Genomic DNA, 18,021 nt, shown 5'->3' on the forward strand with positions numbered 1-18,021 from the left:
ACATACGTAGCGCTACGTATTGTTTTGTATTCTTTTATAACGTAGCTTTACTCCATAAAAAATTACAATTTAAGTATAAGTTTTTCTTATAAAGTATTATTTTTGTACTTTAGTAAAATTATGCGCCCAAAACAAACCAACGATGAACTCAATAGCGATAATTTTTTTATCACTAATTGCTTTAAATTTTTTATTACTAAAATTTAGTTGCAATAAGTTTAAAAAAGAATCAAAACCTACTAAGCCTGAAGTTAAGATTAGTATTAATACTAAAGCAATCTCTACCACTCAATCGGAAGATATCCAGCTTTCTCCAACAGGAAGTTAGTTTTACTGAAATGCTTATTTCCAAACCAATAGCCACGATTAGCGCTTAATGGCGAAGGATGCCCTGATGTTATAATATGATGCTTTTTTGAATTAATTAGCTTTGCTTTCTTTTTAGCAAATCCTCCCCATAATAAAAAAATAACATTTTCTTTATATTCACTAATAATTTTAATTACTGCGTCAGTAAATATTTCCCAGCCTTTATTTTGATGACTTCCAGCTTGATGAGCTTTTACTGTTAATGTTGCATTTAATAATAATACGCCTTGGTCTGCCCAACGTTCTAAATTTCCGCTTTTGGGGTATGTTTTCCCTAAATCTTGTTCTATTTCTTTAAATATATTAATTAAAGATGGTGGGTGTGCTATCTCATCATTTACAGAAAAACATAAACCATTTGCTTGTCCAATTCCATGATACGGATCTTGCCCAATAATTACCACTTTAGTATCTGAAAAAGTACATCGATCAAACGCATTAAAAATATCTGATCCTTTAGGATAACATCGATGGGATTGATATTCAGATTTCACAAAAGCGGTTAACTTTTCAAAATAAGGTTTATTAAATTCTTCCTTAAGGTATTGTTTCCAACTCTGATGTATATTAACATTCATCCCTAATAAATTTTAAATCTATTATTTCAACCACTTTGCAAACCAATTCTCTAATCGCGTATACATATCCACGCGGTTTTGAGGGTTCCTAAATCCGTGTGGTTCGTTTGGATAGGATTTGCTTTCAAATACTTTATTCTTCTCTTTTAAAATCTTAACAGCCAATTTGTATTGTCTATATGGTGCGCGCACATCTGCTTCACCATGCATAATTAATAATGGTGTCTTTACATTTTCAACTCTGGAGAGCGCATTACTTATAGCATAAATTTCTGGCTTCTCCTCTGGTGAACCACTATGCCCAGTTTTTGTAAAAATCTTCCCTATTCTATCGGCATTAGTATACGCATCTCCAAAATCATAAATTCCAGCCATTGGTACTGCAGCATCAAAAGCATCAGGGACTCTAGTAATCGCTGCCATTGAAGTAATACCACCATAACTATAGCCATAAATCCCTACTTTACCATTTGACCATGATTGTGCTCGGATAAAATCGGATGCTGAAGCAGCATCTTTAGCTTGCCCATTACCCCAATCGTTAATACTTAAATTTTGAAATGGGCGTCCAAAACCAGAACCGCCACGATAATTCACCGCAATCACCACATAGCCTTTTTGCGCCATATATTGCTCCGTTAAACTTAAACTTTTATAATAGGTATTGGTTCCTCCTCCATGAACATGTACTAATGATGGATATGTTTTTGATGGGTTAAAATTTGGTGGATAATACACAAAGCCTTGAATATACAAGCCATCCCAACTACGATAACTAATTTCTTCTGGTGTTTTAATACCTTGCCATTCAGTTGCAAAATGAGAAATGCGTTTTGGTGAACCACCAATAGCTGAGATATAATCTACATCTCTACCTCGTGTTGATGTAGAACGTACAAATGTAAACGCTGTAGCATCTGCATTAGCACTATAATTACGGAATACGCCACGCATATTCGTTACACGAGTTGCAACGCCTCCTTTAGATGGTACGCGCCATAATTCTACCTCTGAGCGCTCTTGATAAGGAAAAAACAATTCATTTCCATCACCAGACCAAGTTACGGTGTGGTTAAACAATAAATCCGTAGCGTGGACTTGCATCTTCAATTTTTTATCTTCTCCTTTAACTGGGTCTATCAAATAGATGTATTGTAAATCTTCATACCAATATTCGTCTTTCGCATTGGCAAACAGTGCGATTTGTTTCCCATCGGGTGACCAAACAGGTTTAGACATCGCCATTAAGTTTTTAGAGACTTGACGTTCTTTTCCTGAAGTGACATCTATCACCCAAATATCATCTTCCCAATAATTTCCTTTAAAAGAATAATAGGCAATTTGCTTACTATCCGGTGACCACGATGGTGAAAATCTAAAATCATCATTAGCCATCGCATCTTTAGTCAATTGTTTTAATCCACCAGAACCATCTGCGTTAACTACCCAAATATCTTGATAGCCTGAGCGTCCACTATAAAACGCTATATGCTTCCCATCTGGTGATGGTTGTGGTGCACGTTCACCTTCTCTATCTTCAGTAATTTGTTTTGGTGTTGTACTTCCAACTTCAATAGTCCATAAATCACCTCGGCTAGAAAACACAATCTTTTTACCATCGGCAAACCAAGAAGGTGAGCCGCCAGCCGCCCAAAATTGTGGTGGCTCGTCACTCCCAATTTTTTTAAGAAATATACCGCCTTGTGTGGCTGTTCGCCCTGTAATAGCAACCATACTTCCGTCAGGCGATAATGCCGCTTGAGCTGCTCCTGTATTTTTAGTAAAGATATTTTGCCAAGTTAGCGGCAATTCATCTTGAGCTATAACTGTACTTCCTAATACCAGGAAACATATTAGTAATTTGATAGACTTTTGCATAACTATTTATTTAATGTTTTTCTTTTCAAAATAAGGTTTCCAAGCACTATCTGGTGGCGGTTTTGTTACTAAGCTAAATAATACATAACACAACACACTTACTATAAAACCAGGTAATACTGGGTAAATTAATTCACTTCCAAAAGCTTTCCATAATCCAGTAACCAAAACGCCTCCTATCATAGAAGCTATGGCTCCGTACTTCGTAGCACGTTTCCATAGAATCCCGCCAACGACAGGCGTAAAAAATCCTGCTGCCATAATTGCTGTAAACAAAATGACAATAAATTGAATCAGTTCACCTTCAGCAAAACCTAATATCACAGAAATTAAGGGTACAATACCTACTATTAAAATTCCTATTCGAGCAACTACTAAACGCTTAGATTTAGACGCTTTTTTATCGAGCATGTTTTGATAAATATCTTCGGATAATGCTGAACCAGCCACCAATAATAATGAGTCTACTGTGGACATCATTGCCGATGTAATTGCTGCTAGCATAATGGTTCCTACAAACGTTGGCAGTAATGCTTTTGCGATGAGTGGCATGGCTAAATCTCCTGTTGGTAAATTGGGAAATAACACCATAGAAACCAATGCTAAAATGAATACCATTAGATTAATTCCTGTAACTACTATCACAGCTAATAAAATACCTCGTCGTATCGCTTTCATATCTTTCATGGCATATAAGCGGATTACTTTTTCAGGTGTTGCTACAGAGCCTAAGAAAAATGCTAAACCTAAAGTAATAAGTAATACCGTGGGGAATCCATTCCAATCTAAAGCTAAAGGTTTTATCGCTTCTACTTTATCAATAATAACCGATAGGCTATCAAAATGCATTAAAGCTAATGGCACAGACACCAAAGTACCCACAATCATAATAATCATCTGTAAGAAATCCGTATACGCTACTGCTAGCATCCCTCCTACTAAAGTATAAATCAAAAGAATAATGGTGAAAATAATCATCCCTGTTATGGGTTCAATTCCAAAAACTACATTGGCTACCAATCCACCTGCTACAATTTGTGCTTGAATATACACAACCGTAGCAATTAATATAATAACACCTCCCACACCTCTAGCTGTTTTGCTTTGATATCGGCGTTGTAAAAAAGCGGGTAAGGTTAATTCTTTTATAGTTGTAAATCGTGGTGCTAATACTGCTACCATAAACCAATAGGCCAACGGGATAGATATCAACACCCAACCAAAAGACCAACCTACAGAATAAATGACTCCGATAGTACCTATAAACGTTCCTGCACTGGTATGTGTTGCAGCCATAGTCGCACCACCGATACCCCAACCAAGTTTACCTCCTGCAATCCAATAATCGTCTTCAGATTTGGTCCATTTTAAACTTATCCATCCAATGAGGAAAACGAGCAAAAAATACCCGATGAATATGATGTATTGTAAATCTATCATTCTTCTTTTTTCTCTTTACATTCTACCCAATACATCCAAAGCACATAACCTATAACAATGAGTCCAAGTACTAAAAACAAACCCCAAAAGATAAATTTATCCATACATTAATTGTTTTCGGTTTCTCCAAATTATAATACCAATCAGTACAAAAACTAAAGCAATCACCCAATCTACAATTGCAGTAACTGAAGCTCTAGAAACTGTTTCTGATGTAAATTCCATTCGAAATAACGAAGGTAATGCAGGCACTTGCATTGTGATATTTTTTTTATTGAACTCTACATTTTCTGTAAGTTCTACATTAGGGAAATGCATGATGATATTCTGATTGTTTTGCATTTTAATACGTGCATTGAAAAAATCATTATCTGACGATGACGCTAGCAATTCTGTAAAAAATAAAGGCAAATAAAATTCCTCATTTTCAACTTGAACGCTATAATTCAATTCAATAGTTTGAAATGGCCTACCATTTGAAAAGAGTATTATTTCTTGCAATTCTTTAGAGTCTTCTTTAGTAAAGTTTATCATTTCTTTATTAGAGTTGACTTTATTAAGTGTTACAGATATACCTTCAAACTTTAATAGTTTTAAATTCAATTGCTGAATAGAGTCTGGTATATTTAAAAGTAGTGTTTGTTTGACTTCAATATAAGAAGTGTCCTTTATATCAATTTCTACAGAAGCACTAGTCAATTCACTTTGTGCTCCTATAATAACTGTAAAAAACACTACAAATAAAAATGCGGTCTTCCTCATCTAACTAAACCCAAACTTCTTTTAGTAATCGTAATGTATTTTCGCCCATAATTTTAGCAATCTGCTCTTGTGAGTAATTATGTTTTACTAACCAACGTACAATATTGTATGAGCCTTCGGTTGGGTTTTCTAATCCGTCAACAAACTCTACCGGATTATATTCCATTCCTGGTTTCCCAACATTTTTAGAAGCTTTTAAAGATAACGCCTTAGTATAAGCTTTATGTAAACCTACGTGGTCACCATACAATGTGTCTGGGCCTAAGGTTACATGGTCAATCCCCACTAAATCTTTTACATATTCAAAATGTTCCATCACAGCATCTAAATTATGAGTTCTGTTATTTGGCGTTAATGTGGTATGTGGTGCAGCTTCAATACCAATAACACCGCCTTTATCGGCACAAGCTTTAAATACATTGTCTGGTGCCATGCGATTGGTATTCCAAAGTGCTTTTGCCCCAATATGACTAACTATAATTGGTTTTTTACTATGTTCAATGGTATCCATTGCTGTTTGGTCACCACAATGCGATACATCAATTAACAATCCTACTTTATTCATACGCTCAACAGCACGTTTTCCAAATTGAGTTAAGCCTCCATCGCGAGCTTCTTTGAGCCCTGAACCTAATGCATTAGATTCACTGTAAGTAATCCCTATAGAACGTAGGCCAAATCCATATAATAAATCTAAACGATCTAATTCATTTTCTATCATCATCGAGCCTTCCATTACAGCCACCCAAGCTACTTTTCCTTCTTTATGTGCGCGATAAATATCATCAACTGTTTTACAATGAATTACAAAATCTTGATGGGCAATATCACATAAACGCATTCCTAAATCATGTGTCACTTCACTCCATTTCCATCCACCTTTTGAATGAATCTGACAAACACCATTCATTAAATTATCAAACACACAATCCCAATGTCCTTTAGCTAATCCTTCAAATCCAGTAAACATTCTTCCTTCTTTGATATATGCAGGTGTTTCCATAATATCTTTTGGAAAAGTTCCTAAATGTTCGTGTACACTAATGATAATTTGCTCTTTCAATATTTTAGCAACAAGCTGTTCTTGTTCGTTATTTAGAGATACTTTAGTAGACGGTACTCGATCTACTTGTTGTGCTTGCTCAAAATATTTATAATCCACATCTTTTTCAAGATATTGAAAAGATTGATATCCTTTATAGTTTTTGTTAGAACCCATTATGTATTTTTAGAAAAATTGAGCTTCTAAAGTAGGAAATTTATGTTATATAAATAAGCCATACTACGTTAAAATAATTACGAGGTAATATCTTATTTAAGCGAAATATATTTTATAAATTACACTCTTATTTTAAGTTACATTCTTATCAATCAAATGTTATGAGATATTTAAGCTTTATTTTATTATTATTACTATTTAGTTGTAAACAATCTGAAACCAAAGAAGCAACTACAATTTTGCCTTGGGTATCGTATGATGAATCTAAAGAACTAGCAGAAAGTGCTAAGCATCAATCTAGAAGAATGCGTTACAAACTTATTCAATCTAAGGTATTAGATAAGAATGATATTTGGAACACTATAGCGCCGCAAATTGCAGATTTTTCTGAAGACGATTATAATGTATTAAAGCCTTTGATTTTAGAGCAAGATATTCCAACCATCCAATCTCATATTCAATCAGGAAAATTGACTTATAAAATACTTACACAGTGGTATTTATATAGAATTGTGAAATTTGAAAATAACCAAGAAACATATTTAAATGCTATTATCTCTATAAACCCTGAAGCTGTTTCAGAGGCAGAAAAAAAAGATGCAAATACCTCCAATAATAATCATCCCATATTTGGGATGCCAATCCTTTTAAAAGATAATATTAATACACAAGGAATGTATACGACAGCTGGAGCTCATATATTAAAAAATAACTCTACTCCCGATGCTTATATTACTGAGCGTATAAAAGAAAAAGGGGGTATTATTTTAGGAAAAGCTAATTTAAGTGAATGGGCTAATTACTTAACTCTTGGCGGCCCAAACGGATATAGTGCCATTGGTGGGCAAACTCTAAACCCTTATGGAAGGAAAATATTCGATACTGGGGGCTCAAGTTCAGGAAGTGGTTCTAGTATGGCTGTTAATTATGCAGTGGCAGCTGTAGGCACAGAAACTTCAGGATCTATACTTTCGCCTTCTAGTAAGCATTCTTTAATTGGATTAAAACCTACAACTGGGTTGTTAAGTAGAAGTGGTATCGTACCATTATCGAGTACAGTAGATACTCCTGGGCCCATGACTAGGACTGTGATTGATAATGCTATTTTATTATCTGCTATGACAGGTGAAGATCCAACCGATCCGGCTACTAAAGATAATCCTAAAAATATTGAATATTGGAGCGATTTAAAAGAAAGTTCATTAAGCGGTATTAGGTTTGGAGTGAATAAAAGGTTAACAACAGACTCTACATATATGTTAGTTGTTGAAAAAATAGTTGCTTTAGGCGGTATTGCTATTGAGTTTGAATTTCCTGAGATTAATTCTGAGGGATTTACTAGTTTATTACGAGTAGATATGAATAATGACTTGGCAAAATATATAGATGCTTATCTCCCTAAAGGTTTTAAACACCGCTCGGTAGCAGATATTATTGCTTATAATAAGCAAGATTCTACTTTAAGGATTCCTTATGGGCAAGGGAGGTTAGAAGGTATTTTAACAGAACATGTAAGTGATGAAGAAATGATTACATTAAGAAAACAATTAAAAGCAGAAGGGCTTAAATATTTTGAGACACCAATGAAAGAGCACGATTTAGATGTTGTGCTATCCATTAATAATTTTAATGCAAGAAATGCTGCAATGGCAAATTATCCTTGCTTGACAATGCCTATGGGATATTCAGATGCAGGAGAACCTATCGGGCTTACATTTATGGCTCCATCATATATGGAAAGTAAGCTTCTGAAAATTGCTTATGCATTAGAACAAGAGTATCAAAAACGAGAAACCCCTAAATTATATAATTAATTCCATCCTCATTAAGTAAAAAAATTAACGTTATAAAACAATGAAAAATATATTAATAATACTTGTAATAATTACTCTTACAGGTTGTAAAAAAGAAGTAAAGAAGGATAGTATTCCTAGTAATGAAATTGAAACAGTAGTTGAAAGCAAAATAAATTCACATACTGATCTCATTGAAATAGCACATAAAAAGGCTATTTTTGATATAAGCAAAGCAATTAAATTTGATATTGATCTTACGTTTGGAGGGCAGCAAATTTTAGATGCTACAATTTCTGTATCTACAAATTCAGAATATAGTATTATTGAAATGAAAAATGGAGAGAAAATATACATTCATAACGATAAAGTATTTTGTTCACCAGGATTAAAAGATGATCCATCTGTAAGATTTGGCGCCTACACATGGAGTTATTTTTTCTTATTCCCGTATAAATTAAATGATAATGGTACAAAGTGGTCTTCCTATACGCCTTCAGAATCTGAGAACCAATTTAATGCAAGTAAATTAACTTTTGAAGCCAATATAGGTGATGCTCCAGACGATTGGTATGTTGTGTATTCTGATAAGAATACAAATATTATAGATCACGCCGCTTACATTGTTACATTAGGAAAAACAACTGAAGAAGCCGAAAAAGATCCACATGCTATTCAATATCTAGATTACAAACCTATCAATGACATTCCTTTTGCCCATAATTGGATATTTTGGGAATGGCGAACAGAAGAAGGGTTAACCAATAAAATTGGGAGTGCCACACTTAGTAATATTCAATTTATAGATGATTTAAAAGCTAATTTCAAAATTCCTGATGGATATATTGAAAAATAAATATTTAGAATGAAGATTATATCTTAATGCTGATATTTATGAAATTAAAACATTAATTGAAAATCCATGAAATCACTTTTCTTTAATTTATTCATATTTATTTCAACAATTGCAATATCTCAAGAAAATAAGACCCCAACAATTAATGATGCTTTAAAAAAATATGCTTTTTTAAAGGACCATATTCTTGAAAAATCTGATACTATTACATATTACCTTAAAAAGTATAAAACAAAACCAAGTAAATTAGTAGTATATATTCAAGGTACAGATCCTAACCCTATTTTTTCATTTAAGAAAAAAAATAAAGGAAGTACAATCTCAAGGTGGTTTGGGAGTGACTATAAAACTCTTGATTCTACTTACACTTATGCAATTATTCCAAAACCCGGACTAGAAGGTATAATTAATGAAGATAGCCTTTTTGTTCCAAAAAAATATTATCAAAAAAATTACCAAGAATATAGGGTTAATCAAATTCATCAATCCATCAATCATATTGTTCAAAATCATCTTGTAAAACCTGAAAGAATAATTGTTTATGGTCATTCTGAAGGAGCAGTAATTGCTGCCGAACTTGCTAAAAAGAATAAATATATAACCCACTTAGGTTTTTGGTCCGGAAATGTTTTAAACAATTTTTACGAATTCTCTCTATTTGATAGGATTGAAACTTTACAAGGTAAACAATCAGATTCTATATCTCACAATAATATAATGGGAATTCTTAATTGGTATCAATCTGTTATAGAAAATCCTAATTCTACTGAAGTTGATCATTTTGGATTTACAAACAAGAGATGGTCATCATATGAAACACCTCCGATAGAAAATTTATTAAATATTGACATTCCTATATATGCAGTTTTTGGAACTAAAGATGAAAGTACTCCTATCGAAACTGCTTATTTGATTCCTATTCAGTTTATGGAAAGAAGGAAAAATAATTTAACTTTTGAAGTTTGTATTGATTGCAACCATGGATACATTGTAGAAAAGAATGGAAAAAAAATCAAGCATTGGGATCGAATATTTGAACAATTTATTTCTTGGACAATTAAAAAATAAAGGAGAATAATGAAAAATTGTTATTGTAAATTTTATAGATATTATTCTTAACCGGGATTTTTTTAAAACTTCATAGTTCAATTGTTATATGTAACTTTGTTATATCTTAAAAGCAATAAAAAGAGTTCCATTTTTTGTGGAAACTAAAAGATGATAAACATTCACGAAAAAACATTACAAGATTTAGAATATAATACTGTTTTACAACAAGTAAGTACACATTGTATTACTAATCCAGGAAAGGAACACACATTACAAATTAAACCTTTCAAGACTAAGGAATTAGTTTATAATGCTTTGCAATTAACTCATGAGTATGTTTCTTCTTTTTATAATGATAATCGTATCCCTAATCATGGATTTGATATTATCGATAAAGAATTACAATTATTAAGTATAGAAAACAGTTTTTTAGAAGTTCCTAGTTTTAAAAAGTTAGTTTCCATTTCTTTAACGGTCAATGAGCTAATAAAGTTTCTTAAAAAATTTAATACATATTATCCAAACTTAGCTAAAGTTTCTTCTGAAATTGAACATACTGAAGTTATTATTAAAAAAGTAGATGATACTATTGATAAGTTTGATCAAGTAAAGGATAATGCCTCAGAACTACTTTATAGTCTTAGAAAATCTATAAACGGATTAAAAGGTAAGATCAATTCTAGTTTTGTGTCTGCTTTAAATAGTTATCATAATTTAGATTATTTGGATGAGATTCGAGAATCTGTTATTGATAATCATCGTGTTTTAGCTGTAAAAGCAATGTATAGACGAAAAGTAAAGGGAGCTATAATGGGGGGTAGTAAAACGGGGAGTATCGTTTATATCGAACCTGAAACTACTTTACAATTTACACGAGAACTTAATAATCTAGAATATGAAGAGCATGAAGAGGTTGTTCGCATTTTAAAACAGTTAACCAATTTTATTCGTCCATTTTTATCGCTACTACAAAAATATCAAGAGTTTTTAACTCATTTAGATGTTATTTATGCAAAAGCAAAGTATGCACAATCTATTAATGGTATTCTTCCAGAAATTACAGAAGACCGTAGTTTTTATATTAGAGATGCGTATCACCCATTGCTATATTTAAATAATTTACAGAAGAAAGAAAAAACATTCCCTCAAACTATAGAGCTAAATCAAAACAGTAGAATTATAGTTATTTCTGGACCAAATGCAGGTGGAAAAAGCATCACGTTAAAAACAGTAGGATTATTGCAAATAATGCTACAAAGCGGAATGTTAATTCCTGTGCACGAACGTAGTAAAACTTGTTTATTTGATCGTGTTTTAAGTGATATTGGTGATAATCAGTCTATAGAAAATCATTTGAGCACTTATAGTTATCGCTTAAAACAAATGAACTATTTCTTGAAAAAATGTAATAAAAACACACTCTTTTTAATTGATGAATTTGGTACAGGAAGTGACCCTGAACTTGGTGGAGCTTTAGCTGAAACTTTTTTAGAAGTATTTTACGAACGTGAAGCGTTTGGTATTATAACTACTCATTATTCCAATTTAAAGATACTAGCTAATGAATTACCACATATGCTCAATGCAAATATGATGTTTGATGAGCGTAGCTTAGAACCTATGTATAAATTAGCTATTGGTCAAGCTGGAAGTTCGTTTACTTTTGAGGTTGCACAGAAAAACGGAATCCCATATAGTTTAATTAATAAAGCTAAAAAGAAAATTGAGCGTAGTAAAGTTCGTTTTGATGCGACTATAGCTAAGCTACAAAAAGAACGTTCTAAGCTAGAAAAAACAGAACGTTCTCTAAAAGTAAATGAGCAGAAAAAATTAGCTGAAGCTGATAAATTAGAAGGTATAAACGATAAAATTCAACGTAAGCTCGAAAGTTATCAAGAACTTTACGATAGTAACCAACGTTTAATTTATTTAGGTCAAAAAATTAATACCATTTCTGAAAAGTATTTTCAAAATAAGAAAAAACGAGAATTGATTGCTGAATTTATGAAGATCGTTGAGGTCGAAAATTCAAAACGAAAAAAAGTAACTCCAAAACAGAAAAAAATAGAAAAAGTAAAAGAACAACAAATAAAGGTAGAAGTAGAACAAAAAGTTGCTGTAATCAGAAAAAAGAAAAAAGCAGCAAAACAAAAAGCAATTGAAGCTCCTAAACCAAAGCCTGTATTAAAAATTGGAGATCGAGTACGTATGGAGGATGGACGTGCCGTTGGTAGTATTGACAAAATAGAAAAAAACAAAGCAGTAGTTAATTATGGTATCTTTACTACCAATGTAAGTATCGATAGCTTAGAGCTTGTTGAAACAACTAAAAAATAAATGATAGAAATCCCTGAACATAAAAAATTGATTTTATTTGACGGAGTGTGTAACCTTTGTAATGCTTCGGTGTTGTATGTGATAAAGAGAGATAAAAAAGACGTATTTATGTTTGCTCCGTTACAATCTGATATTGGTAAACAGCTTATTCAAAAATACAACCTAGATATTTCCAAAACAGATTCGATATTGCTCTATAATCCAAAAAAAGGATTATTTTCTAGATCTACTGCTGCTTTAAAAATAGCATCACATTTAGGTATTCCAACAAGTTTACTAAGTATATTTTTAATCCTCCCCTCGTTTATTAGAAACTGGGTTTATGATTATATTGCTAAAAATCGCTATAAATGGTATGGCAAAAAAGATCAATGTATGATTCCTACACCAGAGTTAAAAAGTAAGTTTTTGGAGTGAATTACTTTAAGTTTTTTAAAATAAAGTCTACCGTTTTATTAGTATTATTATTTTCTATATACGCATCTGTAATATGTTTTGCAGGTACTGCTAAACCCTTATTTATTAAATATGTGATATCGTCAGCATAATCTATTGTAACTTTCCCTGTAAGTAAGATACTCAAATCTTTCCCTGCCTGATAATAATCATATACTTTTTTAAGCCCTGTAAGATATAGATAATCTTTTGTAAATCCACCTCCACGATGTACTCTAACAGTAATATAAAATGCTTTCTCCCTATCTAAATCGTATTGATTATGAAGCATTCTAAAGGTTTTTGAGAACGAATATCCTTTTGCTAAGCTATCTACTGCAATTACTCTATAAGCTAGTTCTTTTAAGCGTTTAATAGTTAAGTTATTGCTCATATATTCAGCAAATACAGCCAAACCTTCTTGAGTTTCTTCATTATTAGGGAATCCATGAGAAAACACTTTTAAAGGATGCTCAATACCATTCATAGTAGTTACCATATGCACTCCTATTTCATGATTAGCCAAAACTTTAACCTCATTATCCGAATAAGCATAATTCTTATTTAAAACAAGTGTTTTTATATTATTTAATACCATTGCTATTGCTGACATTTTATCAGACTCTACAATAGCATAATCAAAATCATATTGTTTAGAATAATCTTTAAAAAAACGCGAAGCTTCCCCTGAAGTATATTTAGGAAGAAAATGGGGTTCTGAATCTTCTTCTTCTTCAAAATGAAGAATGAATCTTGCATTTTCTACATCTTTTTCTGTGGGTGTACCATAACTACGTAAACAATTGTAATAAAAATTCTTATTAGCCCCTATACAACCTATAGCTTGAATTAATCCTGAATATGAATAAATAATATCCTCATATAGTTGTCGTATCTGTAGGTCTTCAATTTTTTCAATGGGCTGTGCAAATAAATTCCTCAATAAATTAAAACGATCGAAATCTAACACTGGGTATTTAAAGATAGGGTCTGTTAAATACTTTGAAGAAAAAAAACGTTGCTTCTCTTCTTCTATATTTATAGGATTCACATAATTTAAAAGTTCAATTTTTTTTACTAAACCATCTACTACTTCATCTATTTTTAAAAGATGTTTCGTTGCTATATTCATATCTTTCATCTTCATCATTCTTTTCTATTTCTTATATAATTCATAAAATACAGATGCTTGTTCTGACAATCGTATTTTTAATTCTTCCTCAATCTTATTTACAACATTATTATAAATAGTGCCATCTAACTCATTACAATAAATTTTAGAAACTTCTGTAGCTAAAACTAGAGAATTCTTAAAATTGCTAGTGATATATTTTAAAAAATATCCATTGCCTTGGAAAGTATCATTTATTTTTGAAGTCGATTTAATTTTGTTCGGTAATTTAATTTCAGATAAACTCTGCCTCCATTGTTCTATTATAATTTCAAATCGAGAATTATCAATATTAGTTGTTCCTAAATTCCACGTAGGAACTTCTCTATCCCACCGCTTCCAATTATAACTATGCATATCAAACACAATACTTATACCAAACTTCTTCTCTATTTTTTTGATTAATGAATTTACTACTTTATAAAAATTGTGATGTTTTTGAAGACTTTTTTGCTTCACCTTTTCTGATAATGGATTATGCCATAATTGTTTTCCCCAAGCATCTGTATAAATAGCAGTTTCTGGAGAGCGATTTAAATCATACTCAAAACGAGAGTCCATACCAGCTATAACAATAGGATGTGATTGTATCATTTGTTTCGTTGAAGGATCTTCTTCATACCAACGTTCATATTCTGTGTGAATACAATTGTCTATAAGCTCGTCTCTAAATTGATGACCATCATGTATCGCCCCACAAACATAAGGTACATAACTTTCAATTTTTATAGAAAAAGAGTTATCAAAGGCTATGGCATTAAAAGTTTCTTCGGATTCAATCTTTTTTATAATCTCTTCAATAGAAAGTTGTAACATATTTCACTCATTAATTAAACTTCCCCATTCTGTCCAAGAGCCATCATAAATAGATAAACTTTTATAACCGCTCAGGGTTGCTCCTAGTGCTAAAACACAAGCAGTAATACCTGAACCGCAGCTAAAAATAATTTCATCATCAAGTTTTGCTAATTTGTTAAACTCTTGTTTTAATTCTTCATCAGATTTAAAAACATTACCATTAAATAAGTTAGTATATGGAAAATTAAATGAATTAGGGATTGTACCACTCCTTAATCCAATTCTAGGTTCTTCAACTTCTCCTTTAAATCTAGCGGTTGAACGTGCATCGATAATAATACACTTAGAACTATCTTTTGATGCTAATTTCATATCATCAAAAAATCGCATTGTTCCTGAAGAATATTTAGCTACAAAGTTTCCTTGTTTTCCTTTATATTCTTGAAATGAAGTTGTATTGTAACCCTGACTAATCCATTCTGGAAGCCCACCATTTAAAACTGCTACATTATGATATCCCATCGTTTTAAATAACCACCATACTCTAGGACCGGAATAAATTCCTTTAGTGTCATAAATTACAATAGCACTATCCCTATTAATACCTAAATTTTGAGCTTCTTTAGTAAATTGTGTTTCGGTAGAAATAGTATTTGGGAAAGGTGCAGATGTATCGCTAAATTTATATTTTAAATCAAAAAATCGTGTCGAAGGTATATACTGTATAGCATTTTCATTAGATGAATTTTCTGTAACCACTTTTATTGTTGCATCTAATATAATTAGATTAGTAGCATTTAAATTTTCATTTAGCCATTTAACAGAAACTAACGGTTTATTGATATTAATACTACTCATACATTAAGCTTCTTCTACTGTTTTACGAAGCCTTGTTAATCTATCAAAGGCTTGAAGCTTATCTAACACTTTACTCTCTAAGAAATCTATAACTTTTTCTTCAACTTTAAACTTATTCTTATACACTTTATTTATGTATGTAATTCCTCCAGGAGACATGACATTAACTTCAACTAATTTACCTCCTATAACATCTATCCCAACAAAATATAGCCCATCATTAACCAATTTTGGACCTATTTGTTTACACAATGCTTTTTCTGCTTTAGTCAATGAGTGTCTTTGTACTGATCCACCAGCAGATACATTAGAACGATGATCATCATTACCAGGAACACGTTTCATAGCACCAACAGGTTCTCCGTTTAATAATAAAATACGAACATCGCCTTCATCTGCGCCTTCAATATAATCTTGAAGAATAACATAATTCGATTCTCCATCGCCACTAGAAATATAAAAGTCCAATAATGAATTAATATTACTCATTGCTGATTTTTCAATAAGTATAACTCCAGAACCCCCAAACCCATTTAAAGGTTTTAAAATCATTTTATCAGCCTTAGATTCTTTAATCTGCTGAACCAAATATTTCTTGTTTTTTGACACATGTGTATTTGGTATAATATTACTATGTGCATCACCAAAAGCTGCAGTATATAATTTATTGTTTGCTTCACGCATTCCTTCTAGGGAATTAACTATAAAGACATCATCTTTTACTGAGTCTAAAAAGTTTAACATAATTGGATCTAATGGTGGATTTGCTCTAAAAAAAATGGCATCAAATCCAGCAAGTGGCAACATTTCTTCTCTTAATGTAACTTTGTTATAAAAAGCTTTTAATGTAGTTGGCACTCTATCAATTTTGTCAATGACAGCACAAAATGCATTGGTAACACTATCTCTAATAGTAAGATTTGCAGGTGTGCATATTGCCACACCATGGCCACGTTTTACGCATTCTTTAATTAAAGTCAAACTTGTATCATTTTCAGGATCTATCTGCTCCCAAGGATACATTATAAAACAAACATTCATTTTCATAAAGGTTTTATAGAGATTTAATTTAATGAATTTATTTTACCTCTTCATAATTATCATCCCAGTTTTTAGGTTTTGGGTCATGTAATTTTCCTAAAGATTTTGCTACCATCATAGACACTGTGGCATCACCAGTAACGTTAACTGTTGTTCTACACATATCTAAAGGTCTATCTACAGCAAAAATTAATGCAAGTCCTATTGGTAATAATTCTGCTGGAAAACCAACAGCTTCTAATACAATAACTAACATTACCATTCCGGCACTTGGTACTGCAGCGCTACCTATAGATGCCAACAATGCTGTTAAAATAATAACCAACTGATTTGTAAAGGTTAAACCTTCTGGCCAAATTACTTGCATTATGAACACAGCAGCTATGGCTTGATACAAGCTTGTACCATCCATATTAATAGTAGCTCCAACTGGAAGAACAAAACTAGAAACTTCTTTATCTACACCAATATGCTCTTCTACACGTTCCATCGTAACTGGTAAGGTAGCAGCACTACTACTTGTAGAAAATGCTAAAAGTTGAGCAGGGCTTATCTGTTTTAAAAACCATAATGGTGATTTTTTTGTGTATATGCTTACCAAGAATAAATACACACCTATCATTAACATTAAGCCTCCAACAACGCAAAGCGCATAAACTACTAATTTAATTAAAATTTCTACATCTTCAAAAGCAATTATAACATTTGCTAAAAGAGCAAAGACTGCATACGGAGCAAACATCATAATTAAATCTACCATTTTCATTACAACTTCATTCATAGAGTCAAAAAACTTAACTAAAGGTTTAGCTTTTTTCTTTGGAATCAATAATAAACATACGCCCACAAAGAGTGCAAAAAAGATAATTTGAAGCATTTTAGCATCACCTAATGCTTTAAAAATATTGCTAGGAAATATATCAACTAAAGCTTGAAGTGGTCCAGCTTCTTTTTGCATATTTGCCTTACCCACCATCATATCTGCAGAGCTTTGATAAGTAACTTTAATTTTCTCGATAGTATCTTGAGACATTCCTGAACCAGGCTTAACAATATTTACAATACTTAATCCAATTACAATTGCAATTACAGTAGTACCCATATATATACCAATCGTGCGCAAACCCATTGCTTTAATCTTTGAAATGTGCCCTAATTCTGAAATTCCCTTAACAAGAGAAGCTAGTATTAGTGGTACAGCAATTAATTTTAAAAGATTAATAAAAATTGTTCCAAAAGGTGCAATCCAATCTGTTACAAACCATTTTCCACCTACTGAATTCATAATAAATCCAAAAATGATACCAAGGCCCATTCCTATTAAAATTTTCCAATGCAATGCAAGTTTTTTCATAAAAATTTATTTTAACTCTTAAAAACAGAGTGTATTATAATTATATTGTTTTCAGTCTCAATCATAATAATATCCTTATTGT

At 31.9% G+C, this 18,021-nt stretch carries 16 protein-coding genes; 5 read left to right on the forward strand and 11 right to left on the reverse strand.

Going from position 1 to position 18,021, the window contains the following annotated elements; translation table 11 throughout:
* Window positions 1-96: 96 nt before the first annotated feature.
* The 6 genes from D1817_09520 to D1817_09545 form a co-directional block, all read right to left on the reverse strand.
* A complete protein-coding gene (locus tag D1817_09520) occupies window positions 97-288 on the reverse strand; it encodes a hypothetical protein (GenBank protein AXT20110.1) in 192 nt (63 codons plus the stop codon).
* On the reverse strand, window positions 282-947 hold the full coding sequence (locus D1817_09525) for a uracil-DNA glycosylase (protein AXT20111.1): 666 nt from the start codon (window positions 945-947) through the stop codon (window positions 282-284). The genes D1817_09520 and D1817_09525 overlap by 7 nt, the downstream gene beginning before the upstream one ends.
* Before the next feature lie 21 nt (window positions 948-968).
* A complete protein-coding gene (locus D1817_09530; GenBank protein AXT20112.1) occupies window positions 969-2,825 on the reverse strand; it encodes a S9 family peptidase in 1,857 nt (618 codons plus the stop codon).
* Between the two features lie 6 nt (window positions 2,826-2,831).
* Window positions 2,832-4,265 (reverse strand): hypothetical protein, encoded by a 1,434-nt coding sequence (locus D1817_09535; GenBank protein ID AXT20113.1) that lies wholly within the window; start codon window positions 4,263-4,265, stop codon window positions 2,832-2,834.
* Window positions 4,266-4,361: 96 nt separating this feature from the next.
* Window positions 4,362-5,027, reverse strand: a complete 666-nt coding sequence (locus tag D1817_09540) for a hypothetical protein (GenBank protein AXT20114.1) — start codon at window positions 5,025-5,027, stop codon at window positions 4,362-4,364.
* A 4-nt stretch (window positions 5,028-5,031) separates the two neighbouring features.
* The gene (locus D1817_09545) at window positions 5,032-6,246 is read right to left on the reverse strand and encodes a diguanylate cyclase (protein ID AXT20115.1); all 1,215 of its coding nucleotides are present in this window, start codon (window positions 6,244-6,246) and stop codon (window positions 5,032-5,034) included.
* Between the two features lie 161 nt (window positions 6,247-6,407).
* Here D1817_09545 and D1817_09550 point away from each other — a divergent pair, with 161 nt between their 5' ends.
* The 5 genes from D1817_09550 to D1817_09570 all read left to right on the forward strand — a co-directional run bounded on the left by D1817_09550 (window position 6,408) and on the right by D1817_09570 (window position 12,699).
* Window positions 6,408-8,060 (forward strand): amidase, encoded by a 1,653-nt coding sequence (locus D1817_09550; protein AXT20116.1) that lies wholly within the window; start codon window positions 6,408-6,410, stop codon window positions 8,058-8,060.
* A 40-nt stretch (window positions 8,061-8,100) separates the two neighbouring features.
* A complete protein-coding gene (locus D1817_09555) occupies window positions 8,101-8,895 on the forward strand; it encodes a hypothetical protein (GenBank protein AXT20117.1) in 795 nt (264 codons plus the stop codon).
* Between the two features lie 66 nt (window positions 8,896-8,961).
* Window positions 8,962-9,963: a hypothetical protein gene (locus tag D1817_09560; GenBank protein AXT20118.1), complete on the forward strand. Its 1,002-nt coding sequence runs from the start codon at window positions 8,962-8,964 to the stop codon at window positions 9,961-9,963.
* Window positions 9,964-10,113: 150 nt separating this feature from the next.
* Window positions 10,114-12,282, forward strand: coding sequence for a DNA mismatch repair protein MutS (locus D1817_09565; GenBank protein ID AXT20119.1), 2,169 nt, complete (start codon window positions 10,114-10,116; stop codon window positions 12,280-12,282).
* Window positions 12,283-12,699, forward strand: a complete 417-nt coding sequence (locus D1817_09570; protein ID AXT20120.1) for a DUF393 domain-containing protein — start codon at window positions 12,283-12,285, stop codon at window positions 12,697-12,699.
* A gap of 1 nt (window position 12,700) precedes the next feature.
* On the opposite strand, the gene D1817_09575 is transcribed toward D1817_09570, so the two are convergent.
* Genes D1817_09575 through D1817_09595 form a run of 5 tightly spaced genes read right to left on the reverse strand, consistent with a single transcriptional unit; the run spans window position 12,701 to window position 17,939 of the window.
* A complete protein-coding gene (locus tag D1817_09575; protein AXT20121.1) occupies window positions 12,701-13,858 on the reverse strand; it encodes a DUF1704 domain-containing protein in 1,158 nt (385 codons plus the stop codon).
* A 15-nt stretch (window positions 13,859-13,873) separates the two neighbouring features.
* A complete protein-coding gene (locus D1817_09580; protein AXT20122.1) occupies window positions 13,874-14,704 on the reverse strand; it encodes a hypothetical protein in 831 nt (276 codons plus the stop codon).
* A 3-nt stretch (window positions 14,705-14,707) separates the two neighbouring features.
* On the reverse strand, window positions 14,708-15,544 hold the full coding sequence (locus D1817_09585; GenBank protein ID AXT20123.1) for a sulfurtransferase: 837 nt from the start codon (window positions 15,542-15,544) through the stop codon (window positions 14,708-14,710).
* 3 nt (window positions 15,545-15,547) lie between these two features.
* Window positions 15,548-16,585 carry a glutathione synthase gene (locus tag D1817_09590; protein ID AXT20124.1) on the reverse strand — a complete coding sequence of 346 codons (1,038 nt, stop codon included), beginning with the start codon at window positions 16,583-16,585 and terminating at the stop codon, window positions 15,548-15,550.
* Between the two features lie 37 nt (window positions 16,586-16,622).
* Complete coding sequence (locus D1817_09595) at window positions 16,623-17,939, reverse strand: dicarboxylate/amino acid:cation symporter (GenBank protein ID AXT20125.1); 1,317 nt, start codon at window positions 17,937-17,939, stop codon at window positions 16,623-16,625.
* Between the last annotated feature and the right edge of the window lie 82 nt (window positions 17,940-18,021).

It is taken from the genome of Flavobacteriaceae bacterium, from assembly GCA_003443635.1.
Taxonomy (GTDB): Bacteria; Bacteroidota; Bacteroidia; order Flavobacteriales; family Flavobacteriaceae; genus AU392.

Coding starts and splice junctions, on each gene's coding strand:
- D1817_09590 (AXT20124.1), bottom strand. CDS start 16,585: ATGAATGTTTGTTTTATAATGTATCCTTGGGAGCAGATAGATCCTGAA.
- D1817_09535 (AXT20113.1), bottom strand. CDS start 4,265: ATGATAGATTTACAATACATCATATTCATCGGGTATTTTTTGCTCGTT.
- D1817_09550 (AXT20116.1), top strand. CDS start 6,408: ATGAGATATTTAAGCTTTATTTTATTATTATTACTATTTAGTTGTAAA.
- D1817_09565 (AXT20119.1), top strand. CDS start 10,114: ATGATAAACATTCACGAAAAAACATTACAAGATTTAGAATATAATACT.
- D1817_09585 (AXT20123.1), bottom strand. CDS start 15,544: ATGAGTAGTATTAATATCAATAAACCGTTAGTTTCTGTTAAATGGCTA.
- D1817_09525 (AXT20111.1), bottom strand. CDS start 947: ATGAATGTTAATATACATCAGAGTTGGAAACAATACCTTAAGGAAGAA.
- D1817_09570 (AXT20120.1), top strand. CDS start 12,283: ATGATAGAAATCCCTGAACATAAAAAATTGATTTTATTTGACGGAGTG.
- D1817_09530 (AXT20112.1), bottom strand. CDS start 2,825: ATGCAAAAGTCTATCAAATTACTAATATGTTTCCTGGTATTAGGAAGT.
- D1817_09560 (AXT20118.1), top strand. CDS start 8,962: ATGAAATCACTTTTCTTTAATTTATTCATATTTATTTCAACAATTGCA.
- D1817_09545 (AXT20115.1), bottom strand. CDS start 6,246: ATGGGTTCTAACAAAAACTATAAAGGATATCAATCTTTTCAATATCTT.
- D1817_09540 (AXT20114.1), bottom strand. CDS start 5,027: ATGAGGAAGACCGCATTTTTATTTGTAGTGTTTTTTACAGTTATTATA.
- D1817_09595 (AXT20125.1), bottom strand. CDS start 17,939: ATGAAAAAACTTGCATTGCATTGGAAAATTTTAATAGGAATGGGCCTT.
- D1817_09580 (AXT20122.1), bottom strand. CDS start 14,704: ATGTTACAACTTTCTATTGAAGAGATTATAAAAAAGATTGAATCCGAA.
- D1817_09575 (AXT20121.1), bottom strand. CDS start 13,858: ATGAAAGATATGAATATAGCAACGAAACATCTTTTAAAAATAGATGAA.
- D1817_09555 (AXT20117.1), top strand. CDS start 8,101: ATGAAAAATATATTAATAATACTTGTAATAATTACTCTTACAGGTTGT.